Raw genomic sequence first — 20,410 nt, 5'->3', positions numbered from 1 at the left:
TTCGGCCGCAATCACCCGGGGGAAAGAAGCAGATACCGAATGGCGGGGGACGAGGACAGGAGGCACCCCATGGGTGCATTGGAAGGACGGGTCGCCGTCATCACCGGCGCTGGTCGCGGGATCGGCCGTGAGCATGCGCTGCTGTTCGCCAGTGAAGGGGCGGCGGTGGTCGTCAACGACCTCGGCGGCAGCAACGCCGGTGAAGGCACCGATGTCGGTCCGGCGCAGGAGGTCGCGAACGAGATCGTGGCCGCGGGCGGCAAGGCAGTCGCCAACACGGACAACATCGCGACCTGGGACGGCGCGAAGAACCTCATCGAGCAGGCGGTTTCGGAGCTGGGTGGGCTCGACATCGTCATCAACAACGCGGGCATCCTGCGTGACAGCTTTATCGCCGGTCTGGAGGAATCCCAGTGGGATGCCGTGGTCGCGGTGCACCTCAAGGGGCATGCCGCGGTGCTGCACCATGCCGCCGCATACTGGAAGGCGCAGTCCAAAGCAGGTAACCAGCCCAACGCCGCGGTCGTCAATACCGCGTCGGCCTCCGGCGTCACCGTGCCGAACGCCGGTCAGGCCAACTACGGAGCCGCCAAAGCGGGGATCGCGGCGCTGACCCTGGTCGCCGCCGACGAGCTGGAACGCTATGGCGTGCGCGTCAACGCTATCGCGCCGATCGCCCGCACCCGGCTCACACTGGCGACCCCTGGTATGGGTGCCATCCTGGGCGTCGAGGTAGAGGAGGGCGAATTCGATGCCTTCAGCCCGGCCAATATCTCACCCCTCGTCGCCTACCTCGCCTCGGACAAGTGCCCGGTCACCGGCAAGGTTTTCGCGGTACAGGGCGGGGCCATCTCCGAGCTGGCAGGCTGGCACGACGTAAAGACAATCGAGACCGAGGGCCCCTGGCTCATCGACGATATCGCCGCTCGGCTGCCTTGATCTCGCGGGAACTTTAGGAGAACGACGATGTTCGAATGGTCCGAGACCGACGAGATGATCCGCGAGGCGGTGCGCACCTTCATCGACAAGGAGGTCCGCCCGAACCTCGACGCGCTCGACAGCGGCGAGATGTCGCCCTACCCGATCGTCCGGAAGTTGTTCAGCGACTTCGGGATCGATGCCATGGGTGGCGAGGCGGTCGAGAAGCTGCTCGCCAAGCAGCGTAAGAAGGAAGCGGCGATCGCGGCCGGCGAGCCGCTGCCGGAGAAACAGGAAAAGCCTTCCGGTGGTAGCCCGTTCAGCGGTCAGGAATCGCTGATGGCGGTGCTCATCGGGGAACTTTCCGGCGTGTGCATGGGCATGGTCACCGCGATGGGTGTCAGCATCGGTCTCGGCGCGACGACCATCATGTCGCGCGGCACGCTGGCGCAGAAGGAGCGCTGGCTGCCCGACATCGTGACCATGAAAAAGGTTGCCGCCTGGGCGATTACCGAGCCCGACTCGGGCTCGGACGCCTTCGGCGGCATGAAGACCTACGTGCGGCGCGACGGTGAGGACTACATCCTCAACGGGCAGAAGACCTTCATCACCAATGGCCCCTTCGCCGATGTGATGATCGTCTACGCGAAGCTCGACGAGGGCGACGGCGGCGATAAGCGCGACCGCAAAGTGCTCACCTTCGTCCTCGACAAGGGCATGGAGGGTCTCACACAGGGCAAGCCGTTCAAGAAGATGGGACTGCACGCCTCGCCCACCGGTGAGCTGTTCTTCGACAACGTCCGGCTGTCCAAGGACCGGCTGCTCGGGGAGACCGAGGAGCACAAGGGCGGTGACGGCCGGGAAAGCGCGCGATCCAGCTTCACCGCCGAACGCGTCGGTGTCGGCTTCATGGCGCTGGGCATCATCAACGAATGTCACCGGCTCTGCCTGGATTACGCCAAGAACCGCAAGCTGTGGGGCCAGGAGATCGGACGCTTCCAGTTGGTTCAGCTCAAGCTGGCCAAGATGGAGATCGCCCGAATGAACGTGCAGAACATGGTGTTCAACACGCTGGAGCGGGGCCGGGCCGGTAAGCCGCTCACCCTGGCCGAGGCCTCGGCCATCAAGCTGTACGCCTCCGAGGCCGCCACCGAGGTGGCCATGGAAGCGGTGCAGCTGTTCGGCGGCAACGGCTACATGACCGAATACCGCGTGGAACAGCTCGCCCGCGACGCGAAGTCGCTGATGATCTACGCGGGAAGCAACGAGATCCAGGTAACCCACATCGCGAAGGGCTTGTTGGCCAAGTAGGCGCCTCGACCCGGGTGTGCGACAACGGCGTGTGCACACCCGGGTGTTGGATGACCCGCTGACCTGTGGATATCCGTCGATTCAGACTGCGCGCAGGTGGGTGCGGCTGGCGTAGATGTGTTCGGCGATGAGGGTGGCGATCCGGTCGGGAGCCTCCAGCATCGGGACGTGGCCGACGCCGTTGACCAGGATGCGGTCGGCGGAGTCGGGGAGTTCCTTCAGGAAGCGGCGGGCGTAGACGCGGTTCGGGATTATCCGGTCGTATTCGGCCATGAGCAGCCGCACGGGGGTGGTGAGGGTCGAGAGGTTTTCCAGCGCGGGGGTGCGCATGCTGCCGATGATGAAGGGCAGCATGGCATCACAGTGCAATATCGCCGCGATGATGGCGGCGATATCGCGGCGGGGGACGGCCGAGGCGTTCTTGCTCAGTGCCAGCAGCGCGACCCGTTGCACCAGGATGTTGTGCACCGGGAATTCGCCGAGGCGCTTGCCGATTTCGACGATCGGCACCAGCGAAAGGAACTTCAGCCCGGCCCGGAATTGGGTGAGCGACGGCGAGTTCCAGCCGCCGGCCGGTGCGATCGCGGTGAGCGTGCGTGCGCGGCCGCGGCGGGCCAATTCGAAGCCGACCCAGGCGCCCAGTGAGTTGCCCGCGATATGGCAGGTACGCCAGCCGAGCTCGTCGAGCTGATCTTCGATTCGGTCGGCCAGGGTATGGACATCGACGGACCAGCCGTCCACACTGCCGCCACCCCAGTGCCCGGCGAATGCGGGAGCGAACACCTCGCAGTTCGACGACAACCGGACCGCAACCTGCTCCCAGCAATGCGGCGACAGCATGAACCCGTGCAATAGCAGCACCGGATCGCCGGAACCCAGGTGGAGAGCCTTGACCGGCTGCGGAGTGGTCGCGGACTTGGCGACAGCGGACGTGGTGTTGCGAGACGTCATCGTCGACACCCCTTCCTGGACGGCGGTGTCCGGGGAAATTCATCTGACCAGCATTGTACGGTCGTAAGGTGCCGACCATCATCTCAACAGTCAACGTCAATGGCGTTCGTGCGGCCGCGGGCAAAGGCATGCTCGCCTGGCTCGCGGCCACCGAGGCCGACATCGTCTGTCTGCAGGAGACCCGCGCCACCGACGAACAAACCCGAACGGCGCTGGCGCCTGCCCTGGCCGAGGGGTGGTGGCTGACGCACGCCGAACCGGAGTCGAAGGGCAGGGCCGGCGTCGGCATCCTGTCGAGGCGTGCACCACGAGGGGTGCGAATCGGCTTCGGCAGCAACGAATTCGGTGCCTCCGGCCGCTACGTGGAGGCCGACTTCGGCGACGTCACCGTGGCCAGCGTGTATGTCCACTCCGGTGATGCGGGCACGCCGCGCCAGGACGAGAAGTACCGCTTCATGGCCGAGCTCGGCGCGTATCTCACCAGCCGCACCGACGAATTCGTGGTGAGCGGCGACTGGAACATCGCGCCGTCCGAGCTCGACATCAAGAACTGGAAGGGGAATCTGAAGTCGGCCGGATTCCTGCCGGAGGAACGCGCCTGGATCGAGGAACTGCTCGCCGCGGGCTATGTCGATGTGGTGCGTAGGTTGCATCCGGGAATCGAGGGTCCCTACAGCTGGTGGTCCTACCGCGGCCGCGCCTTCGACAACGACTCGGGCTGGCGCATCGACTATCAACTGGCCCGCGGCGACCTGGCCACCCGGGCCAAGCAAGCCGTCGTCGAGCGCGCCGCCGCCTATGATCAGCGCTGGTCAGACCATGCGCCGGTCACGGTGCAATACCGATGAGAGACCGAAACATGTGCTCTCGCATTCTTTGCGTGGATTCGCCTTCGCCGGGAGCCGGTGTGTGCCGCGAACACGGTCCGGCCGGTCGGTGGTTGCGATGACCGGCGGCAGGCGTGGCTCCTATGTGGTGTTGGGCGTGCTGGCTGTGCTGCTGGCGGTCGTCGGACTCATCGCGCTGAACGGTGGCGGCGACGGCGGCTCGGTTCTCGGCTCGGCGACCACAACCGCCCGCAGCGCTACCGCGACTCCGGTCAAACCACCTGTCGCGGGCAGTACCGGAACACCGGGCGCCACCGCACCGGTCGCCTCCCGTGCCCCGGGCGTGCCGGACCGCGCGTACGTGACCCTGGCGGAGATCGACGCGGGCCGCTGGCCGGACTCGGCGAACGCGCCAGGCACCAAGGGCGGTGATCGCTGGATGAACCGAGGCGGCACCCTGGCAGCCAAGGACTCCGCGGGCAAGCCGATCACCTACCAGGAATGGGACGTGAATCCCAAGCAGCGAAACCGATCCCGGGACGCGGAACGCATCGTCACCGGCAGCGACGGCTCCGCTTGGTACACCGGTGACCACTACGAGACCTTCACGAGGATGCGCTGATGACCAAGCCGATCCCGTTGTCGCAGTTCCTTGCCCGTCCCGGCAGTGCCGAAGAAGGCCCCTCCCGAATCTCCGCCGCGCGGCATGCGTCCCTGCCCGCACTCGGCGAGCTCGCCGTCGACTCCGTCGAGCTGAGCGCGCTGCGCTATCGCGCGCCATCGGGCTATGTGGTGCGTGAACTGCGCGGCCGGAAGATGCAGACCACCGGGAGTGTCTTCGACGAGTTCGCCGCCGCTTTCCAATTCCCCTACTACTTCGGCGAAAACAAGGACGCCTTCGACGAATGCCTGCGTGACCTGGACGATTTCGTCGGTGAGGCGGCTGGATATGTTGCCGTGGTCCGAGATTCGGCCGATCTACTCGTCGAACAGCCCGCCGAGCGCGACTGGTTCGTCGAGGCAATCAACGACTGCGCCGACTATTGGACGAGAAGGGACATAGTCTTTCGCGTCGTCCTCCAAGGCGACCAGGTCCTTCCGCAGGCAGTTACCTTGACGCTCTGACATCGACGCTCGACATTCCGTGGCCCCGTTCGGTGTCGGCGGTTTCGGTGCGCTACGACGGCGAGGCTACGTCAGTCGGCGGGCGAGATCCTCGCCGAGCAACACGAAGACATCGGTCGTGTGCTCGATGAGTTCGTCCCGAGTCAGCGGCAGATCGCCCTGTAGCCAGGCGGTCATGGTCTGGACGAGTCCGCCGACGAGATAGGTGGCGCGGAAGTCGATCGACGGATCCGGCGGGTCGGTGACGCCGTAGAAATCGATGCCCTCGGCGGCGACGAGCCGGGCGAAGACACGCACCGTCTGATTCGTGCGAGCGCGCAGTTCCGGTGTCGCCATGCCCGCGACCAGCGCGACCTTGGCCTTGCGCGGGTCATCGGTAAGCAGGTGGATGCCCGCGGTGATCGCTGCGTGCGCCTTGCCGCGGGTGTCGTCCGGTGCGGCGCGCAAGGCCGCGACGATCGTGCCTGCCAACTCCTCGGCGATCCCGTCGACAAGCGCGGTCAGTACGGCGTCGCGGCCGTCGAAGCTCTCGTAGTAATACCGCTCGTTGAGCCCGGCCTGTGCGCATAGTCCGGAGACGGTGAGTTTGGCGAGGCCGTCGGTGCCGATGATCTCCAGTGCGGCGTCCAACAGTGCCGCGCGCCGTTGCGCGCGCCGCTCGTCTGCGGAAATTCCGCCGTAGGTCCGCTGTGCCACCGCTCGATTCTGACAGTGTCGGATCAGCCGCGCTGCAACGCGCCGGTACGGATCGGTGCGGTCATAATTCTGGCATGGGCCATTGCCAGAATCGGAATTCTGGTGGATGCTGTTGCCAGATGCGCTCGACGAGGAGGCAGCAATGTCCGCACCCGGTTATTTCGCCGACAATTCCATGGCACGTCGGGTCATGAGCAAGCGTGCGGTCGGGCTCACCTATGGGCAGCGCGCCCTGGTGATCGGGGCCGTCCACCCGCTGCTCTACGTCGGTACCGCGGAGAACACCGAGCACCGGCTGACCCCGTATACCCGGCTCGCACTCACGGGCAAGCTGTTCGAGGCGGTGTTCCTGGGCAGCAAGGACGAAGCGGATCGAGCACTGGCCTTCACCCACAAGAAGCACGGCAAGGTGCGTGGGGCGCTACCCGAGGACGCGGGTTCGCGGCACCCGGCGGGCACCGGCTACTCCGCGGCCGACCCGCACCTGATGTTCATGACGATGGCGTTCACCTTCGACTCCGCCGAGGTCATGTACGACCTCCTGGTTCGTCCGCTGACCGACGGCGAGCGCGAGGCGCTGTACCAGGACTACGTCCGCTGGGCCGAACTGTTCGGCATGCCACGCGAGGCCGCGCCGGGCAGCTACCCGCTGTTCCGCAAGTACTTCGACACCTATCTCGGCTCCGACGAGTTGTTCCTCACCGAGGAGGCCAGGCTGGTCGGCTCCTACCTGGCCGGGCAGCGGGTGCCGTATCCGCAGCGAATGCCGTTGCATCAGGTCACCTCCGCGTTCTTCCTGCTGGTGCAGGGCAGTCTGCCGCCGCGGATCCGAGCCATGTACGGCATGCGGTGGGGGATCGCCGAGCAAATCGCCTACCGTGCGCTGGCCCAGGCCGTCCGTACCGCGCACTTCGCCCCGCCGTTGGTGCCGCCGGTACTGCGCGGCACGCTGGCCGGGCCGAGCGCGCCCGTCTACAAGCTGGTGTCCCGGCGTGAACACGAATTGGTGCGCACCGGACGCCCGAGCATGCCCGGCGTCGACCCGCGCAACTGGGCGGCGCGAAATTCCATTGAGCAGCGTCGCGCAGCGACTCGTTGAGGGGTGGTGGCCGGGCGGCGGGTGGGCGCACCGTGCGAAGATCGCAGTATGTCCAGTCCTGCTCAGACGACCCCGGCCGCTGAACGCAAACAGCGGGTGCTGTCCGGGATCCAGCCGACCAGCGCTTCCTTCCACCTCGGCAACTACCTTGGGGCGCTGCAGTACTGGGTGACCATGCAGGACGATTACGACGCGCTGTACTTCATCCCGGACCTGCACGCGATCACCGTGCCGCAGGATCCCAAGGAGCTGCGCGCACGGACCAGGGGAGCGGCGGCGCAGCTGCTCGCGCTCGGCATCGACCCGAAACGCGCCACCCTGTTCGTGCAGAGCCAGGTGCCCGAGCACGTCGAGCTGGCCTGGGTGCTCAGCTGCATCACCGGGTTCGGTGAGGCGAGCCGGATGACCCAGTTCAAGGACAAGTCGGTCAAGCAGGGCGCGGAGAACGCGACCGTCGGCCTGTTCACCTATCCGGTGCTGATGGCCTCGGACATCCTGCTGTACCGCCCGCATCAGGTCCCGGTCGGCGAGGATCAGCGCCAGCATCTGGAACTGACCCGAAACCTGGCCCAGCGCTTCAATACTCGGTTCAAGAAGACCTTCGTGGTGCCGGAGGCGCACATCACCAAAGGCACCGCCAAGATCTACGACCTGCAGGACCCCACCGCGAAGATGAGCAAGTCGGCCTCCTCCGACGCCGGGCTGATCAATCTGCTCGACGACCCGAAGGTCACCGCCAAGAAGATCCGCTCCGCGGTCACCGACACCGAGCGTGAGATCCGCTACGACCCGGAGCAGAAGCCGGGCGTCAGCAACCTGCTGGTCATTCTCAGCTCGCTGAGCGGCACGCCGATCGTCACGCTGGAACAGGATTACGCGGGCAAGGGCTACGGCGATCTGAAGTCCGACGTCGCCGACGCGCTGGTCGAATTTGTCACGCCGCTGCGGGCGAAGGTGGGAGAGTACTTGGCAGATCAGGGCGAACTCGACCGCATCCTCTCCGCCGGTGCCGAGCGGGCGCGTGAGATCGCCGGCAACACCCTCGCACAGGTATACGACCGAGTGGGCCTGCTGCCCCGCTAGTCCGCGGGCGGCTCGACCGCTGGCGGACTGCTCGCAAGTCGGTCGAAACAACCCGGCGGGGTCTCTGTGAAGGGGCAACTGGTGCAGGTGATCGACAACATCAAGGCGTGGCTCGAGCGGCGGATCCAGCGGCGCCCATGGCTGGACCATCTGGTCCGAGCGGGTGGGCGATACCAGCAGCAGCGGGGTGACTACTACGCGGCGGGAATCACGTATTTCACTGTGCTGTCACTGTTTCCGCTGTTGATGGTCGCCTTCGCGATTGCCGGGTTTGTGCTGTCCAGCCAGCCGGAGCTGCTCACCGAACTCCAGGACAAGATCGTGGAGAACATGCCGGGGTCGCTCGGCACTCAGCTCAACGATCTGATCGATCAGGCGGTCCGCTCCAGGGGCACCGTCGGCACGCTCGGTCTGCTCGCCGGTGTCTATTCCGGTCTCGGCTGGATGGCCAACCTGCGCGCGGCGCTGACCGAGCAGTGGGATCAGAAGAGCCCCGAGGGCAATTGGTTCCTGACCAAGCTGTCCGACCTCGGCGCGCTCCTCGGGCTCGGCCTTGCCTTCGTGGCGTCGATCGGTCTTTCCGCACTCGGTTCGAGCACCCTCGGTGCGCGAGTGCTGATCAGCCTCGGTCTTTCCGATCTGCCGGGCGCGCGGCTACTGCTGATACTGGCGTCGATCCTGCTCGGATTCCTGGCGTCCTGGGCAGTCTTCGCCTGGATCATCGCGCGGCTGCCACGGGAACCGGTCACGCTGAAAAGCGCCGCCGAAGCGGCGGCACTGGCGGCCGTGGTCTTCGAGGTCTTCAAGTACGTCGCGTCCATCTACCTGCAAGCCGTGCTCAGCAGCCCCGCGGGCGCCGCCTTCGGTTCGATCATCGGTCTGATGGTCTTCAGCTACATCACCTATCGGATCATCCTGTTCGCCACGGCATGGGCGGCGACGGCGTCGGATAATCTGCGGGAGGCGGAGATCGCCCCGCCCGCAGCCGCGGTGATCGCACCACGGATGGCAGCGCCAGGCTCATCGATGAGCGCGGTCGTCAGCTCCTTCTGTGCGGGAGCCCTTGCCGCCCTAGCCCTTTCGGAACTCCGCAGGATCCCCGGCCGTCGTCGCTGACCGCTCGGCACGCCTTTCGGTCGTAGGAGACGGAGCGGATGGCAGGGATTGCCCGGCCATAGACCCGCTTCGGTCCATTTGGTGAACCGGTCGGGACCGTGACGCCGAACGAGGGCGTCAGCATCACGGCGGGGCTATGGTGCTGGTGTGGCCTCACCCGAGTCGTCCAGGCCGTCGGCGCTTCCCGCACTATTGGCGCCATCCACACCACGCGCGATTCGCGACGCCTTGGTCGGTTCCGAACGCGCGGAATTCGAGCGCCACTACGCCGAGGAGATGGCGGTCGCGGCCCAGTCCCTTGATCTGACGGGTGTGCTGGCGGTGCTTGACACTTTCCGCAAGGTCGCCGAGATCACCCAGCGCCACGGCGTCGAGGCTCACACCCGGATGCTTGCCCAAGTCGAAGACCTCCAGCAGGGCCGGAATGTCACCACTATCGGGGCGGCCGCGCACCGAGCGGAGATCAACGCCGAACTCGGCCTGTAGGCCGATGTACTCCTACGAGATCGTTCCGAGACCCGGGAACAGGTCGCGGCATCCCCATCGATGCGCTGGTGTTCTACGCCGAGCTCATCGCCTTCCTGGAACTGAGTCCGTGGGCGGGCCCGCCCTACCGGGAAGGCAATCCGGATGCCAACATGCGCCGGATGGTCTTCGGCAAGGGCGGTGAGGGCCTCGCCGTGTACGTGGTTCTCGAACAGGAACGCCGCGTGGTCGGTCGTCAGTGTGACCTGGGTTGGCTGAGACACCTCGAGTGGGGAGCCGATTTCCCGACGTCGACGGTCGTCGGGGCCTGCCCGACCGGCATCGAGATGCGCCGCCCGCGAGTACCTGGCCAAGCTACCGAACGGCGTGCGCCAGGCGGGTTATTTCGCGACCTATCGTGGCCCGGTCGCAGGGCACGATGTGGAATTCGTTGTACTGGCGGCGGTAGAGGTAGCGGCCGTCGCCGTCGATGTCGAACCAGTTCAGGTATTCCGGTGTGGACGGTCGAGTACCGCGCAAGCCGTGGAGTGCTTCAAGGGTTCCGGACCCGGATCGGGGGGTGCGTAGCAGGCGGCAGATGCGGTCGGCCGCGGTTTCCTTTGTGCCGGTCCAGGATTCGAGGCCAACGCGCAGACGCTCGATGTCTTCGGCGATGGGGCGATGGCGACCCGGTGACACGTTGCCGAGGACGGCGGTGAACACCTTGGGCACTATCGCCGCGGTGCCGACCTCGACGACGACATTGCCACCGAAATCGGGTGTGGGGCCGGGGCGTTGGACCAGCGTTACACCGATGTCGGTATCGATCGCGCCGTATGCCCGTATCGGACGGGTCCGGGTTCCGGTGAGCGCCAACGATGTTTCGGGATCGGCCGCCACCCGCAACACGGCCGATAGGTCCGGGTCGCCGTGTGGCGGGAGACGTTGGTCGAGTTGGCGGGTGAGCTGTTCGTGTTCGTCTTCCCACCGTGTCGACGCGATCAGGCGCAGCGGGAACGGATACCGGTCCGTTCCCGTCTCCCGCCAGATATGCATGAACTCGTCGGACGTGAACTCCCACATCATCGGTCGCGGTCTTCGTTGCTCGAGCGCTGCGGCGGACCTTGCCGCGGCGGACTTTGCTGGGCCGCCGCCGCGTCATCGCCGATCGTCGGCGGCACCATCCGCTGGGGTGCGCCGAGCAGTTCTTCTTCACGATTCACGATCAGGTAGTCGGGGGTTTTACGAGCCGACTCGGAGTCGTCCTGCTTTTTCCCCGCACCGGCCGCCGGCATGCCGGACATGCCGGGCCGCCCGGCTGCCGCCGCGCGGTTGGCCGCGGAAGCCGTTGCTGCGGCGGGACTTCCAGCGGTCGGTAGGCCGCTGATGCTGCGTCCTGGGCTCGGAGTGCCGATTCCACCGGGCGCGGGTGTGCCGGATTTGGATGGGCCGCCACCTCCGGGTGGGGATGTGCCGGGGCCGCCGGGTGGGGACGTGCCGGGGCCGCCCGGCTGCCCCGAACCGAGCGCTCCCGCTTCGGGAACAGTCGCCGCGGCGGGTGCGGTACTGGCACTGGGGGTGGTAGGGGTCTGCGCCGATTGCTGCTCAGCGCCCGAATTCTGGCCGGACCCGGCGGGTTCCACCGAGGTCGGGGGCTCCGATGTCGGTCGATCGCCCGGGTTGCCGCCACCGCTGCCATTGCCATTGCCATTGCCGCTGCCGGGATCGCCGACGCCTCCACCGTCACCCGGCAACGAGACGGGCACGAAGGTCGGGACTCCGGTCCCGGCAGGCCCATAGGACGGTTTGTAGCTGTTGTTCATGGTGTCGATCGCCGTGCGGTAAAGCGCCTCCACACCGCGTTGATAGGCGACCTCAGAGCTGTCTCCGTCACCAACCAGCCCCGCACCCACCGCGGAGATGATCACCTGCGCCGGGTCCAGCGTGGTGGCTGAGCCCGCTTGCCCTTGCGCCGCGCTCGGCGGAGGCACCGACATCTTGATGACCTCGGCGGCGTGCGCGACGCCCTTGACCCGATGCCCGCAGGTGCTGATCACCTGCTGGACATCGCTGGCCTGCTGGTAGAACTTCTGCGCGGCGGCGACAGCCGCGTCTGCCATCTGTCCCTCTACACCGTCGGCCAGGGCCTTCTGGATTGCGATATGCGTGCCGAGCAGTCCGCCGCTCAGCGTGTCGGCGATGCTGATCCATGTATCGGCCTGCTGATGCATGACGCCCGGACTCATCTGCGTGACGTTGCGGTAGATCTCCTCGTGCGTGTGTCCCTCGAACTGTTCCATCCGGGCGATATACGCCGGATCGGCACCGTTGTCGGAAACCGACTGCTGAGCCCCCTCCGCGCCCTGCTGTTGGGCGCGTGAACGCGAACTCGGTTGGGCGACATCGGGTTTGGTGCCCGCGCCGAAGGTGCTCAGTGCCGCAGGATTGTCGTTGATGTTGATGTAGCCGGGTCCGGTCATGGTCAGTTGTCCTTGCCGATTTCCGGCTCGATCGTGGTGGCGATGTCGCGCAGGCCGTCGCAGGGGTCGGTACCTCGTGGGGCCCGGTCGGTCAGATCGACTGCGATCTGTACGAAACCCACCTTGGTTCGCACGTCGATCTGGCAGCCGCGCCGAACTTCTGGGTCACGGACGAGCAGGGCCTCGCGGCCGTTGACGGTGGTCGGCTCGCTGTAGGTGCCGACCTTTGCGAGGTTTTCGGCCCAGGTTGCGTTTCCGGAGTTCAGTCGTAGCGTGCGCTCAGCTGACGAGAAAGTGCACGTCAAGAATGTGTACTCGGCAACGAGGTCGTCCAGTCGCTTTCGGCTTGTCGGGACGAATCCCGCGCGCCGGGCTGCATCATCGCTGATCCATGTGCACGGGTCGAAGACAACCGCAGGACGTCCGGTGCTGGAGGAGTATTTGTTGTCCTGCTGCGGCGGTTGGAGCTTCGGGGCTGTGAGCGTCGGCCGGGTTGATTGGGTCCCGGTAGGCGAGGTGGTGGCTTGACCTGACTCTGCTGGGTCCTGTGCCGCGTTGTTATCAGTTGAACAGCTCGCCGCCAACGGGACTACGGTTGTCGCAAGTAATACCAGCAAAGAATTGCGAATTGCCGTCACGGCTGTACCTCCAATGTAGCGGCGTTCAGCGCGCGCGCGTTCATAACGTCTGCTTCCTCCACCAATTGACCGGCCCGCAAGTAGGCCGCAGCCATCTTCAGTGCGGCTTCCTTCATCCCGTCGAGTGCTTCCGTCATCTTCACTGCCTTGCCGGAAAATCCGTCTTGGAGTTGCTGGGAGGATTCGAACCCTCCGAACCCTGCCAGAGAGTGCAGGTTGGCTGATCGCGGAATCTGCGGATCCAGAGTCATTTCGACGAATCTGGTGTAGACCTCGGCGCACCGTCGGGCGGCGTCGGCCTCCATCCGGAACGTTCCCCCTACGGCCTGCTGGTACAGCGCGTTCGCCGCCGACTGCCCCACTTCCATCGTCTGGCCCCTCCCTTGGCATTTGCCCGCTCACTTTACTGGACGCATGACATAGGCGATCGGTTCCCTTGGGACGTGGGGTCGGTTCGATCGGGATCGGTCCTGCGGTTTTGGCGCATGTCGCGGCTCAGTCCGCCGAGGCACACTCGGCCCGCGCACGGGGCCAGGTTCGTAGCGGATCGGACCGGCGCGTCTAACGGGCCTGTGCCGGTGCCCAACTGCGGTGCGGAATCGCCGTGAAACGCAATTCTTCCTGGCGTTATGTGCTGATTACATGAGAATTCGCGAGGTTGCCGCCCCACGGGGATTGCGGCGTGGTCTGCTGGTGCGAGCGATGAATCCTGATGGGAGGCGGGCATGTCGGAGGACGGATCGACGCTGGCGCGGCGACAGTTGGGAAAGTATCTGCGTAACGGGAGGGAGGAATGCGGGCTCACGCTCCAGCAGGCGGCCGAGCTGATCGAGCGCAGTGCCAGCACGCTGCAACGTATCGAGAAGGGCGTGGTGCAGCATCTGCGCGGTGCCGACCTCGAGGCGCTGAGCAAGATCTACGAGTTCGACGCTGACCACACAGCGGCGATGAACGGCCTTGCGGCACAGGCAAACGAGCAGAGCTGGTGGCGTGAGTACGGCGACGTGATTCCGAACGGCTTCCATATCTACGCAGGTCTGGAAGCTGCGGCGTGCAAGCTGACGACCTATGAGCCCGAATTCGTGCCGGGCTTGCTGCAGACTTCCGCATATGCCAGTGGGGTGATACGTGCCGCGTATCCGGAGGACGGTGCCGAGGAGCATGCACGTCGGGTTCGTTTCCGAATGCGGCGGCAGGCCCGTATCACTCGGAAATACAAGCCAGCAACGCTTGACGTCATCGTGCGAGAGTCAGTACTCAGGGGTGTGGTCGGTGGCCCCAGGGTCATGGCCGCCCAGCTAAAGCATTTGTCGGACATGGGAACTCGGCCCAACGTCAGTGTGCGGGTGCTACCGTTCAGTGTTGGGTTCCCGTTGGGAGAGCAGATTGGGCCTTTTGTTGTCCTCGAGTTCGGTGCCGACCGGACCGGGAGGGAGATCGAACCGCCGGTCGTCTATTCGGAATCTTACCTAGGCGAGTTGTATCTCTCGAAACCTCATATCGTTAGCCAATACCATCAGGCATACAGTTGCCTTCAGCGAAGCTCTTTGCACACTGTAGCCAGTCGAGATCTGTTGCGGCAGGTGGCGAAGGAGTACGAGTCCTGATGAATGAACGATCAAATATGGTGTGGTTCAAGAGCAGTCGCAGCGACGGCTCCGGGAACTGCATAGAAGTCGCTTTCCTCCCGAACAGCCTTGTCGGCGTGCGTGATTCGAAAAACCCCTCCGGCCCAGCGCTGACGTTCACCTCGGCCGAGTGGTCGGCCTTCATGGCTGCGGCGACCCGCGGTGAGTTCGACAGCTGACGGTTCACCACCCGGGCTCACCTCAGGAAAATGATGAAGGAGTACGCGTCGTGATGGACGGTCTATCGAATGCGACGTGGTCCAAGAGCAGCCGAAGCGGCGCTGCCGAAAACTGCATCTAAGTCGCCTTCCTACCGAACAGCCTTGTCGGCGTGCGTGATTCGAATAACCACTCCAGTCCGGCGCTGATGTTCAGCTCGGCCGAGTGATCGGCCTTCACGATCGCGGCAACTCTCGGCAAGTTCGATAAGTGACAGTACTGTCCGCGCCCCGCTGAGATCGATGGCTTCGACGCCCGTTTACTCCCCTCGAGGCTCATGGCTTCGACTGTGGCACAACACCATCGGCCATCCGACCGCAAACCGTTGAGTCGGCGGATTCAGGCGAATTGCCGCGTACCTTCTACCAGCGCAAGCGAGTCGAACGGCAGGCTCACGCCAAGGCTCTGGTGTGCACTGCCACGCTGCGTGACCGATGTGCTGTAGACGCTGGCGCTGCTGCGCGACCGGCGAGACTTTACCGACCAAGCCCCCGAGTTCCGCCCAAAGCAACTACGGCGTGACGTCCTCGTCGAGTCCTACTGTTGTCCATGGCAGTGGCCGGAAGGAACGCACCTACCATCGAATTTACCTATCGTCACAACGGCCCGCCGATCCGGTGTGCCACCGCGACAACAGTTCTCGGGGCAAGATGACAGGCCTATCTCTTACCGAGCGGTTCAGTCTGTGGGACACAGTATTCATACAAAACATGGAGGGAAGTGGCCTGTATGAAATAGATCATGATTGACAAGACTTCCCAGTTCTTGTCCGAGTACTTCAGGGCCGCCGCTACCAATACCGCAACATAAAAAATGAAAAGAGTGCTGCGAAGTATGGCCAGAAGTCGATCCTGCGGAGACTCACGTCGATGGACCGCGATCGCAATCGGCTGGACTGCCAATGCTAGCCCGACCGCAACTCGCTGGGTGAGATCGACCCCTGTCCAGTCGCTGAAGAAAGTGAACATGAGTCCACATCCGATCAGGGTGGCAGCGGTTGCTCGGATGGCGAGCTCGAACAGGCGGTCCCGCCGTTCCCATGTAGTTACGCTCCGGAACCCTTCAGCGGACACGATTACACGATCTTCCAATTAGATTTGTTGTCCCCATCAACCGATGCATCACTGTAGAACCCTTGGCCTGCCATCGCTGCCCCTCACGGCAACCGCTGGCCGTCGACGCGGACAGCGTTCTCTTCTCTGGAATCGACATCAAACCCCCACTCGCGATACCTGCCGCCAATCCGGCGGACGCTATCACCCTCGCCAGTGTCGTTCAGTTTGTCAAACGTGCCGACGCGGAGCCGCTGTGACAACAGTTTCTCAGGGCAGGATTAAACGGCTCATTTTTTGCCGAGCGGTTCGGTCTGTTTGACACAGCGTTCATACAAAAAATGGAGGGAAGTGACCTGCATAAAGTAGACCGGGATTGACAAGATTTCCAAGTTCTCGTCCGGGATCTTGAGAACCACCCCTACTGCCACCGCGGCATATGTAGTGAAAAAAGCGCTGCGAAGTGCGACAAGGAGTCGTCCCTGTGGCGGCTCTCGTTGGCTGATCGCGATCGCAATCGGCTGCACTGCCAACGCTAACCCGATCGCAACTCGTTGGATGGGACCGACGCCCGCCCAATCGCCGACGAACGTGAACATGAGTCCACACCCGATCAGGGTGGCCGGGGTTGCCCCGAGAACGAGTTCGAACAGGCGGAGCCCCCTTTCCCATGCGGCCACGCTGCGGAAGCCTTCAATGGACACGATTACACGATCTTCCAGTTGGATTTGTTGTCCCCTTCAACCGATGCATCACTGAAACTCGACGCCTGCGAGTCCGGCCACTTCCCGTCCGGGAAGGATCTATCGAGCTCACCAAATGCTTTGACCTGTAATCCGATAAAGGTCGTTAGCGCGCCAATTGCAGTCCCAAGCGCTGCTGCGGATAGCCCGGACGTGGCGGCGATATCGGCGATACTGACACCTGCTCCAACACCGGTGATTAGCTCACCGATCGCCCTGGCGAGACCCATAAGGAATTCAGCGCAAATCAGCACCACCCCGATATAAAAGGCGAGGCCCCCCGTCGCGGAATCCATCATCGCACTCCTCGCTTTCTCGGCGATGTCAGAAAATGTTCCCGCAGCGCCACTCTGGCTGGTGCACGTCTGCAAATACGATGTTCGCGCCGTACCTTCCCAGCTTCGAAGTGCTTGCACATTGTTGGGATCGATCCCCTGCTTGACGCCGTTTGCGACATCCCGCACATCAGCCCAGTCTTTGCTTCGCAGGTACATTTCGTACGGTGCGCGCACTCCATGGTATATTTCTTTAATCTTTTCCCATATCCATTTGCAAATCTCGATAATCTTGTCTGCACAAGCCTTGATGACCCGCTGAAGAGCGGGAAGTAATCTCACGTAAGGGAGATCGAGGGCATCTGCCCTGGCGTTCGGGACATCAATTTTAATTGCCTCGTCAACCTTGACGAAGAACTTGTCCAACCCGTCTAGAACTGAATTATATTGAGAAATGTCAAAACTCATTATTGGCTTCCTGGTTTACCAAACATTGTCGATGCGATGCTTGCCTGCTGCATCCTCGGCCTCGTAAGTATCTGCGCAAACGCGCAGCACACCGGCCACCTCGGTGAAGCGCTGGGAAGCTTCGCCTGATCGGCTGGCCAAGTCCGTGACCAGTTCATCGTTCGCACTGACGATAACCTGGAACAATCCCGCTTCAAGGTGGGTGAACGTCAGTGTCTCTATCTTTGACTTGAGCTCCGACATGGCGGTTGACTTGCCATCCCAAACAACTGCGTCGTTACGCAATGAGTCAGTGGCAACCTTGAGTTTCTGTGGATCAGCACCCACTAGTTCCCCCTAGTCGATTGATTTTGCATGTTAAGCAGCGCCTGAATAGCATCAGTGGCTAGCCCGAATGTGTTTTTGGCGCCATCGTTTCCAGATGCGAGGCGGCAACGATTTGCCTGATCGTATGATTCTTTGATTGCCCACGCTATCGCGCCGCCCCCGGCCTCCATTCCCCAAGGCATTCGGACGATGCAGTCGACAATACTGTTTCGGCTCAGCGTGACCGACGCGTAGAGTTCGTCATCCGAACCGGTCGTGCCTACGAATTGGCCGAGCTTTGCTTCGTCGGGATTGCTGTTCAGCATTTGAAGCGCCTCCTCCAGCAGCTGCTCGGTGGCGACTGTGGGGGAAGGCATGGGTTCTGGTGGAGCGAACTTTGTCGGTACGACGTTGTCCATGCTCAACGCTTCGAGTCTATCGATAGTGCCGTTTTCGACCGCAGTAGTGCAGGTCGATTCGAAACGTTGCTGCTCGGCGTTCTTGAAGGCGTTGACAAAGGCTGGGCCAATACTGTCTTGATCGAGGGATCGGCGCCAGTTGTCTGAAACGATAATTCGGACCAGTTCTCCTGTGTCCGTGACGGTGACCTCCACCGTTCCCGTGCTATCGCGACTTGTCACGTGGGACGGTCCCGCGGAGAAGACCTCCTGCATAAGACTGGATACTGCCGTGGTAAACCCGTGGAACTGAGCAAGTTCGTTGAGTAGCTTGTCGACTCCTGCTAGATCTGGTGTTTGAGGAGGCGTCGTCCCGGGTGCGGAAAAGGGGGACCCCCACGAACTCGATGTCATCGAAGGAGCGGGACCCGCGGGGGTGTCAGGAGGAGGGGGACTGAACGAGGGAGTCGGGGCAGCGGGACGAGGGGGCGTCGCCGGAGGGGGCGGGCTGACCGGAGCCGCGGCCGCAGGAGAGGTTTTGGGCTTCCGTTCGAGAGGGGCATCGTCCCAGTACTCGTCGGGGTCGTCGTAGTGGTTGAAGAACCCTTGGCCTGCCATCACTGCCCCTCACGGCAACCGCTGGCCGTCGACGCGGACAGCGTTTTCTTCTCTGGAATCGGCATCAAACCCCCACTCGCGATACCTGCCGCCTATCCGGCGGACGCTACCACCCTCGCTAGTGTCGTTCGGTTTGTCAAACGTGCCGACGCGGAGCCGTTGCACGAAAGCCTTTGTGAGCCTTAGCTTGTGGTGAGCCGCGGCTTATGCGGAATCTGCTGGTAGATAGCGGTTTTCGCGTGTCGTTGCGGGTGGTGGCCGGTTAACGTCGTCGGAACTGCGCGCAGGGTGCCCGTCGCCGTCGCTGGTCCGCAACGCAGCAGATCGATAAATCGATGGAACCAAGATCGTTGTTCGTGCGTCGAAACCAATGAACAAGAAAATTACCGGTCTAATCCGCTGCGACTGGTGCCCGGAGGGGTGGTACCAGTAGCAGCGGCGGTCAGTATCGCGGCCTGTTCATCCGGCGGGCGCCGAGGAGGAGGGCAATGACGACCACGATTCCACCGACCACGAGCAGGGTTCGGGTGCCCGCGCGATCGTCTTCCTCACCGGAGGCCTGTGCCTGCTGGTCGGTGCCCTTCGGTGGTGGGGAGGCCAGTGCCGCCGCACCGGTTTTCGCCGACTTCGCGTTGGTGTCGGGCAGCTGTCCGACATTGGTGCTCTTGGGGAGGGCGAAGCCGTAGTCGAGCAGACCGGCAGCTTGTTGGAATGGGCGCAGCGGCCGCACATCGGCTTTCAGCAGTGTCACCACGAGCCTGCGGCCGTCGCGTTCGGCGGCGGCGACGAAAGTCTGCCTGGCGTCGTCGGTGAAGCCGGTCTTGCCGCCGATCGCGCCGTCGTATTCGAACAGCAGGTGGTTGTCGTTGCCGATGGGGAAGCCGGGGTGGTCCTTGTCGTCGGGGTTGTTCGGGTTCTTGGGATAGCCGGGGAAGTCGACCTGCTCGGTGTGGATGAGTTCGGCGAACAGCGGCACCGACATGGCCTCACGGAACAGCACCGAAAGGTCATAGGCGGATGTGCTCATACCTGGGCCGTCCAGGCCGGACGGGGTGGCGGTGCGGGTATCCATGGCGTGCAACGACTTTGCCAGCTCGTTCATCTTCGCCACCGCCGCCGAATCTCCGCCGAGCTGAGCCGCGATCGCATGCGCGGCGTCGTTGCCGGACGCCATGATCAGCGCCTGCATCAGCTGCCGGTTGGTGTAGTGGCCGCCGGGACCTATGCCGACTTTGGTGCCGTCGACGTTGGCGTCTTCCTGGGTGCCGATGACCACCTTGTTCAGATCCAGCGTGCGCAGCGCCACAGTCGCGAGCAGCACCTTGATCGTGCTGGCCGGACGGTAGCGCCCGTGCGGATCCTTGGCCGCGAGCACCTCTCCGGTGTCCAGGTCCGAGACCAGCCACGCGGTCGCCGAAATATCCTGCGGCACCGGCGGTGCGCCCTTGGGGATCACCACGCCGCATTCGCCCATCCGCACGCCGCCCAGCGGAGGCGAAGGAATGGGCAGCGCTGCCGGCGTCGGCTGACCGGGTGCGGGGACCTCGGATTCGTCGATCGGTACCGGCGGTCTGGTCTTCTGCGGGCAGTCATCGGTATTCGGCGTGGTGAACGGCGTCGTCGTGATGCTCGGCGGCGTCGCGAGTGACGGAGCCGCGCCGGCGCCCCCGGTCACGGCCGCAACGGTCAGCGCGGCACCGAGGCACAGCGCGGCGCGGAGGCGAAAGTCCCTGATGCTCATCGGCTGTGAGCCTAATGGGCGCGGCTGGACTCGGTCCGTCTTGCAACCCGCGCGCCGGGCCGAGCGAAGGCGCGGCAGCCGCCTGATGGGCGCAGTCGGTGGCTTGCGCCGGGTTGAGTGAAGGCGGGGTAGCCGCCCAGTGAGACGTCCGGCGGTCAGTCGAACAAAGAGCCGTGTGTGACGGCGTGTCTGACAGGTGCACGATGCCGGGCTGATCTGTGTATTGACAGAGACTACCAAATGGTAGTTACTA

At 63.9% G+C, this 20,410-nt stretch carries 22 protein-coding genes; 11 read left to right on the top strand and 11 right to left on the bottom strand.

What is annotated here, in order from left to right:
• The first annotated feature begins 69 nt into the window (after window positions 1-69).
• Both ACFQZZ_RS30565 and ACFQZZ_RS30560 read left to right on the top strand, forming a co-directional pair.
• A complete protein-coding gene (locus tag ACFQZZ_RS30565) occupies window positions 70-939 on the top strand; it encodes an SDR family oxidoreductase (protein WP_378687606.1) in 870 nt (289 codons plus the stop codon).
• Window positions 940-966: 27 nt separating this feature from the next.
• Window positions 967-2,229: an acyl-CoA dehydrogenase family protein gene (locus ACFQZZ_RS30560; protein ID WP_378687604.1), complete on the top strand. Its 1,263-nt coding sequence runs from the start codon at window positions 967-969 to the stop codon at window positions 2,227-2,229.
• An 81-nt stretch (window positions 2,230-2,310) separates the two neighbouring features.
• Here the strand turns inward: ACFQZZ_RS30560 and ACFQZZ_RS30555 are convergent, their stop codons facing one another.
• Window positions 2,311-3,180 (bottom strand): alpha/beta fold hydrolase, encoded by an 870-nt coding sequence (locus ACFQZZ_RS30555; protein ID WP_378687602.1) that lies wholly within the window; start codon window positions 3,178-3,180, stop codon window positions 2,311-2,313.
• A gap of 68 nt (window positions 3,181-3,248) precedes the next feature.
• On the opposite strand from ACFQZZ_RS30555, the gene ACFQZZ_RS30550 reads away from it, so the two are divergent.
• From ACFQZZ_RS30550 to ACFQZZ_RS30540, 3 genes are all read left to right on the top strand, one after another.
• A complete protein-coding gene (locus tag ACFQZZ_RS30550) occupies window positions 3,249-4,028 on the top strand; it encodes an exodeoxyribonuclease III (RefSeq protein WP_378687600.1) in 780 nt (259 codons plus the stop codon).
• A gap of 97 nt (window positions 4,029-4,125) precedes the next feature.
• Window positions 4,126-4,629: a ribonuclease domain-containing protein gene (locus tag ACFQZZ_RS30545; protein WP_378687598.1), complete on the top strand. Its 504-nt coding sequence runs from the start codon at window positions 4,126-4,128 to the stop codon at window positions 4,627-4,629.
• Complete coding sequence (locus ACFQZZ_RS30540; RefSeq protein WP_378687597.1) at window positions 4,629-5,132, top strand: barstar family protein; 504 nt, start codon at window positions 4,629-4,631, stop codon at window positions 5,130-5,132. Before ACFQZZ_RS30545 ends, ACFQZZ_RS30540 begins: the two co-directional genes overlap by 1 nt.
• Window positions 5,133-5,198: 66 nt before the next feature.
• Here ACFQZZ_RS30540 and ACFQZZ_RS30535 read toward each other — a convergent pair whose 3' ends face one another.
• Complete coding sequence (locus ACFQZZ_RS30535; RefSeq protein WP_378687595.1) at window positions 5,199-5,828, bottom strand: TetR/AcrR family transcriptional regulator; 630 nt, start codon at window positions 5,826-5,828, stop codon at window positions 5,199-5,201.
• Between the two features lie 142 nt (window positions 5,829-5,970).
• On the opposite strand from ACFQZZ_RS30535, the gene ACFQZZ_RS30530 reads away from it, so the two are divergent.
• The 4 genes from ACFQZZ_RS30530 (at window position 5,971) to ACFQZZ_RS30515 (ending at window position 9,612) form a co-directional block, all read left to right on the top strand.
• Window positions 5,971-6,927, top strand: a complete 957-nt coding sequence (locus tag ACFQZZ_RS30530; RefSeq protein ID WP_378687593.1) for an oxygenase MpaB family protein — start codon at window positions 5,971-5,973, stop codon at window positions 6,925-6,927.
• A 48-nt stretch (window positions 6,928-6,975) separates the two neighbouring features.
• On the top strand, window positions 6,976-8,010 hold the full coding sequence (trpS, locus tag ACFQZZ_RS30525; protein WP_378687591.1) for a tryptophan--tRNA ligase: 1,035 nt from the start codon (window positions 6,976-6,978) through the stop codon (window positions 8,008-8,010).
• 81 nt (window positions 8,011-8,091) lie between these two features.
• On the top strand, window positions 8,092-9,126 hold the full coding sequence (yhjD, locus tag ACFQZZ_RS30520; RefSeq protein WP_378688034.1) for an inner membrane protein YhjD: 1,035 nt from the start codon (window positions 8,092-8,094) through the stop codon (window positions 9,124-9,126).
• A 147-nt stretch (window positions 9,127-9,273) separates the two neighbouring features.
• Window positions 9,274-9,612, top strand: a complete 339-nt coding sequence (locus ACFQZZ_RS30515; RefSeq protein ID WP_378687589.1) for a DUF6247 family protein — start codon at window positions 9,274-9,276, stop codon at window positions 9,610-9,612.
• A 354-nt stretch (window positions 9,613-9,966) separates the two neighbouring features.
• Here the strand turns inward: ACFQZZ_RS30515 and ACFQZZ_RS30510 are convergent, their stop codons facing one another.
• The 4 genes from ACFQZZ_RS30510 to ACFQZZ_RS30495 are packed head-to-tail and all read right to left on the bottom strand — an operon-like array spanning window position 9,967 to window position 13,077.
• The gene (locus ACFQZZ_RS30510; RefSeq protein WP_378687587.1) at window positions 9,967-10,677 is read right to left on the bottom strand and encodes an ESX secretion-associated protein EspG; all 711 of its coding nucleotides are present in this window, start codon (window positions 10,675-10,677) and stop codon (window positions 9,967-9,969) included.
• Window positions 10,674-12,071, bottom strand: coding sequence for a hypothetical protein (locus ACFQZZ_RS30505; RefSeq protein WP_378687586.1), 1,398 nt, complete (start codon window positions 12,069-12,071; stop codon window positions 10,674-10,676). The genes ACFQZZ_RS30510 and ACFQZZ_RS30505 overlap by 4 nt, the downstream gene beginning before the upstream one ends.
• Before the next feature lie 2 nt (window positions 12,072-12,073).
• Window positions 12,074-12,709, bottom strand: coding sequence for a DUF3558 domain-containing protein (locus ACFQZZ_RS30500; RefSeq protein ID WP_378687584.1), 636 nt, complete (start codon window positions 12,707-12,709; stop codon window positions 12,074-12,076).
• Window positions 12,706-13,077, bottom strand: a complete 372-nt coding sequence (locus ACFQZZ_RS30495) for a hypothetical protein (protein ID WP_378687582.1) — start codon at window positions 13,075-13,077, stop codon at window positions 12,706-12,708. The genes ACFQZZ_RS30500 and ACFQZZ_RS30495 overlap by 4 nt, the downstream gene beginning before the upstream one ends.
• Before the next feature lie 357 nt (window positions 13,078-13,434).
• On the opposite strand from ACFQZZ_RS30495, the gene ACFQZZ_RS30490 reads away from it, so the two are divergent.
• The gene (locus ACFQZZ_RS30490; RefSeq protein ID WP_378687580.1) at window positions 13,435-14,316 is read left to right on the top strand and encodes a helix-turn-helix domain-containing protein; all 882 of its coding nucleotides are present in this window, start codon (window positions 13,435-13,437) and stop codon (window positions 14,314-14,316) included.
• Window positions 14,316-14,516 carry a DUF397 domain-containing protein gene (locus tag ACFQZZ_RS30485; RefSeq protein ID WP_378687578.1) on the top strand — a complete coding sequence of 67 codons (201 nt, stop codon included), beginning with the start codon at window positions 14,316-14,318 and terminating at the stop codon, window positions 14,514-14,516. Before ACFQZZ_RS30490 ends, ACFQZZ_RS30485 begins: the two co-directional genes overlap by 1 nt.
• A 1,382-nt stretch (window positions 14,517-15,898) precedes the next feature.
• Here ACFQZZ_RS30485 and ACFQZZ_RS30480 read toward each other — a convergent pair.
• From ACFQZZ_RS30480 to ACFQZZ_RS30460, 5 genes are all read right to left on the bottom strand, one after another.
• Window positions 15,899-16,312, bottom strand: coding sequence for a hypothetical protein (locus tag ACFQZZ_RS30480; protein ID WP_378687576.1), 414 nt, complete (start codon window positions 16,310-16,312; stop codon window positions 15,899-15,901).
• Between the two features lie 2 nt (window positions 16,313-16,314).
• Window positions 16,315-17,094 carry a hypothetical protein gene (locus tag ACFQZZ_RS30475; protein WP_378687574.1) on the bottom strand — a complete coding sequence of 260 codons (780 nt, stop codon included), beginning with the start codon at window positions 17,092-17,094 and terminating at the stop codon, window positions 16,315-16,317.
• Between the two features lie 15 nt (window positions 17,095-17,109).
• Window positions 17,110-17,421, bottom strand: a complete 312-nt coding sequence (locus ACFQZZ_RS30470) for a hypothetical protein (protein WP_378687572.1) — start codon at window positions 17,419-17,421, stop codon at window positions 17,110-17,112.
• Window positions 17,421-18,014, bottom strand: coding sequence for a hypothetical protein (locus tag ACFQZZ_RS30465; protein WP_378687570.1), 594 nt, complete (start codon window positions 18,012-18,014; stop codon window positions 17,421-17,423). The genes ACFQZZ_RS30470 and ACFQZZ_RS30465 overlap by 1 nt, the downstream gene beginning before the upstream one ends.
• Before the next feature lie 844 nt (window positions 18,015-18,858).
• On the bottom strand, window positions 18,859-20,157 hold the full coding sequence (locus ACFQZZ_RS30460; protein WP_378687568.1) for a D-alanyl-D-alanine carboxypeptidase family protein: 1,299 nt from the start codon (window positions 20,155-20,157) through the stop codon (window positions 18,859-18,861).
• Window positions 20,158-20,410: the final 253 nt, after the last annotated feature.

It is taken from the genome of Nocardia sp. GCM10030253 (genome assembly GCF_042675075.1).
Taxonomy (GTDB): Bacteria; Actinomycetota; Actinomycetes; order Mycobacteriales; family Mycobacteriaceae; genus Nocardia.
This window is presented reverse-complemented; position numbering and strand designations above follow the sequence as displayed.

What these genes read in the sequence shown, in the direction of transcription:
- ACFQZZ_RS30565 (WP_378687606.1), top strand. Translation starts at nt 70, where the DNA reads ATGGGTGCATTGGAAGGACGGGTCGCCGTCATCACCGGCGCTGGTCGC.
- ACFQZZ_RS30560 (WP_378687604.1), top strand. Translation starts at nt 967, where the DNA reads ATGTTCGAATGGTCCGAGACCGACGAGATGATCCGCGAGGCGGTGCGC.
- ACFQZZ_RS30555 (WP_378687602.1), bottom strand. Translation starts at nt 3,180, where the DNA reads ATGACGTCTCGCAACACCACGTCCGCTGTCGCCAAGTCCGCGACCACT.
- ACFQZZ_RS30545 (WP_378687598.1), top strand. Translation starts at nt 4,126, where the DNA reads ATGACCGGCGGCAGGCGTGGCTCCTATGTGGTGTTGGGCGTGCTGGCT.
- ACFQZZ_RS30540 (WP_378687597.1), top strand. Translation starts at nt 4,629, where the DNA reads ATGACCAAGCCGATCCCGTTGTCGCAGTTCCTTGCCCGTCCCGGCAGT.
- ACFQZZ_RS30530 (WP_378687593.1), top strand. Translation starts at nt 5,971, where the DNA reads ATGTCCGCACCCGGTTATTTCGCCGACAATTCCATGGCACGTCGGGTC.
- trpS (WP_378687591.1), top strand. Translation starts at nt 6,976, where the DNA reads ATGTCCAGTCCTGCTCAGACGACCCCGGCCGCTGAACGCAAACAGCGG.
- ACFQZZ_RS30510 (WP_378687587.1), bottom strand. Translation starts at nt 10,677, where the DNA reads ATGATGTGGGAGTTCACGTCCGACGAGTTCATGCATATCTGGCGGGAG.
- ACFQZZ_RS30505 (WP_378687586.1), bottom strand. Translation starts at nt 12,071, where the DNA reads ATGACCGGACCCGGCTACATCAACATCAACGACAATCCTGCGGCACTG.
- ACFQZZ_RS30495 (WP_378687582.1), bottom strand. Translation starts at nt 13,077, where the DNA reads ATGGAAGTGGGGCAGTCGGCGGCGAACGCGCTGTACCAGCAGGCCGTA.
- ACFQZZ_RS30490 (WP_378687580.1), top strand. Translation starts at nt 13,435, where the DNA reads ATGTCGGAGGACGGATCGACGCTGGCGCGGCGACAGTTGGGAAAGTAT.
- ACFQZZ_RS30485 (WP_378687578.1), top strand. Translation starts at nt 14,316, where the DNA reads ATGAATGAACGATCAAATATGGTGTGGTTCAAGAGCAGTCGCAGCGAC.
- ACFQZZ_RS30475 (WP_378687574.1), bottom strand. Translation starts at nt 17,094, where the DNA reads ATGAGTTTTGACATTTCTCAATATAATTCAGTTCTAGACGGGTTGGAC.
- ACFQZZ_RS30460 (WP_378687568.1), bottom strand. Translation starts at nt 20,157, where the DNA reads ATGAGCATCAGGGACTTTCGCCTCCGCGCCGCGCTGTGCCTCGGTGCC.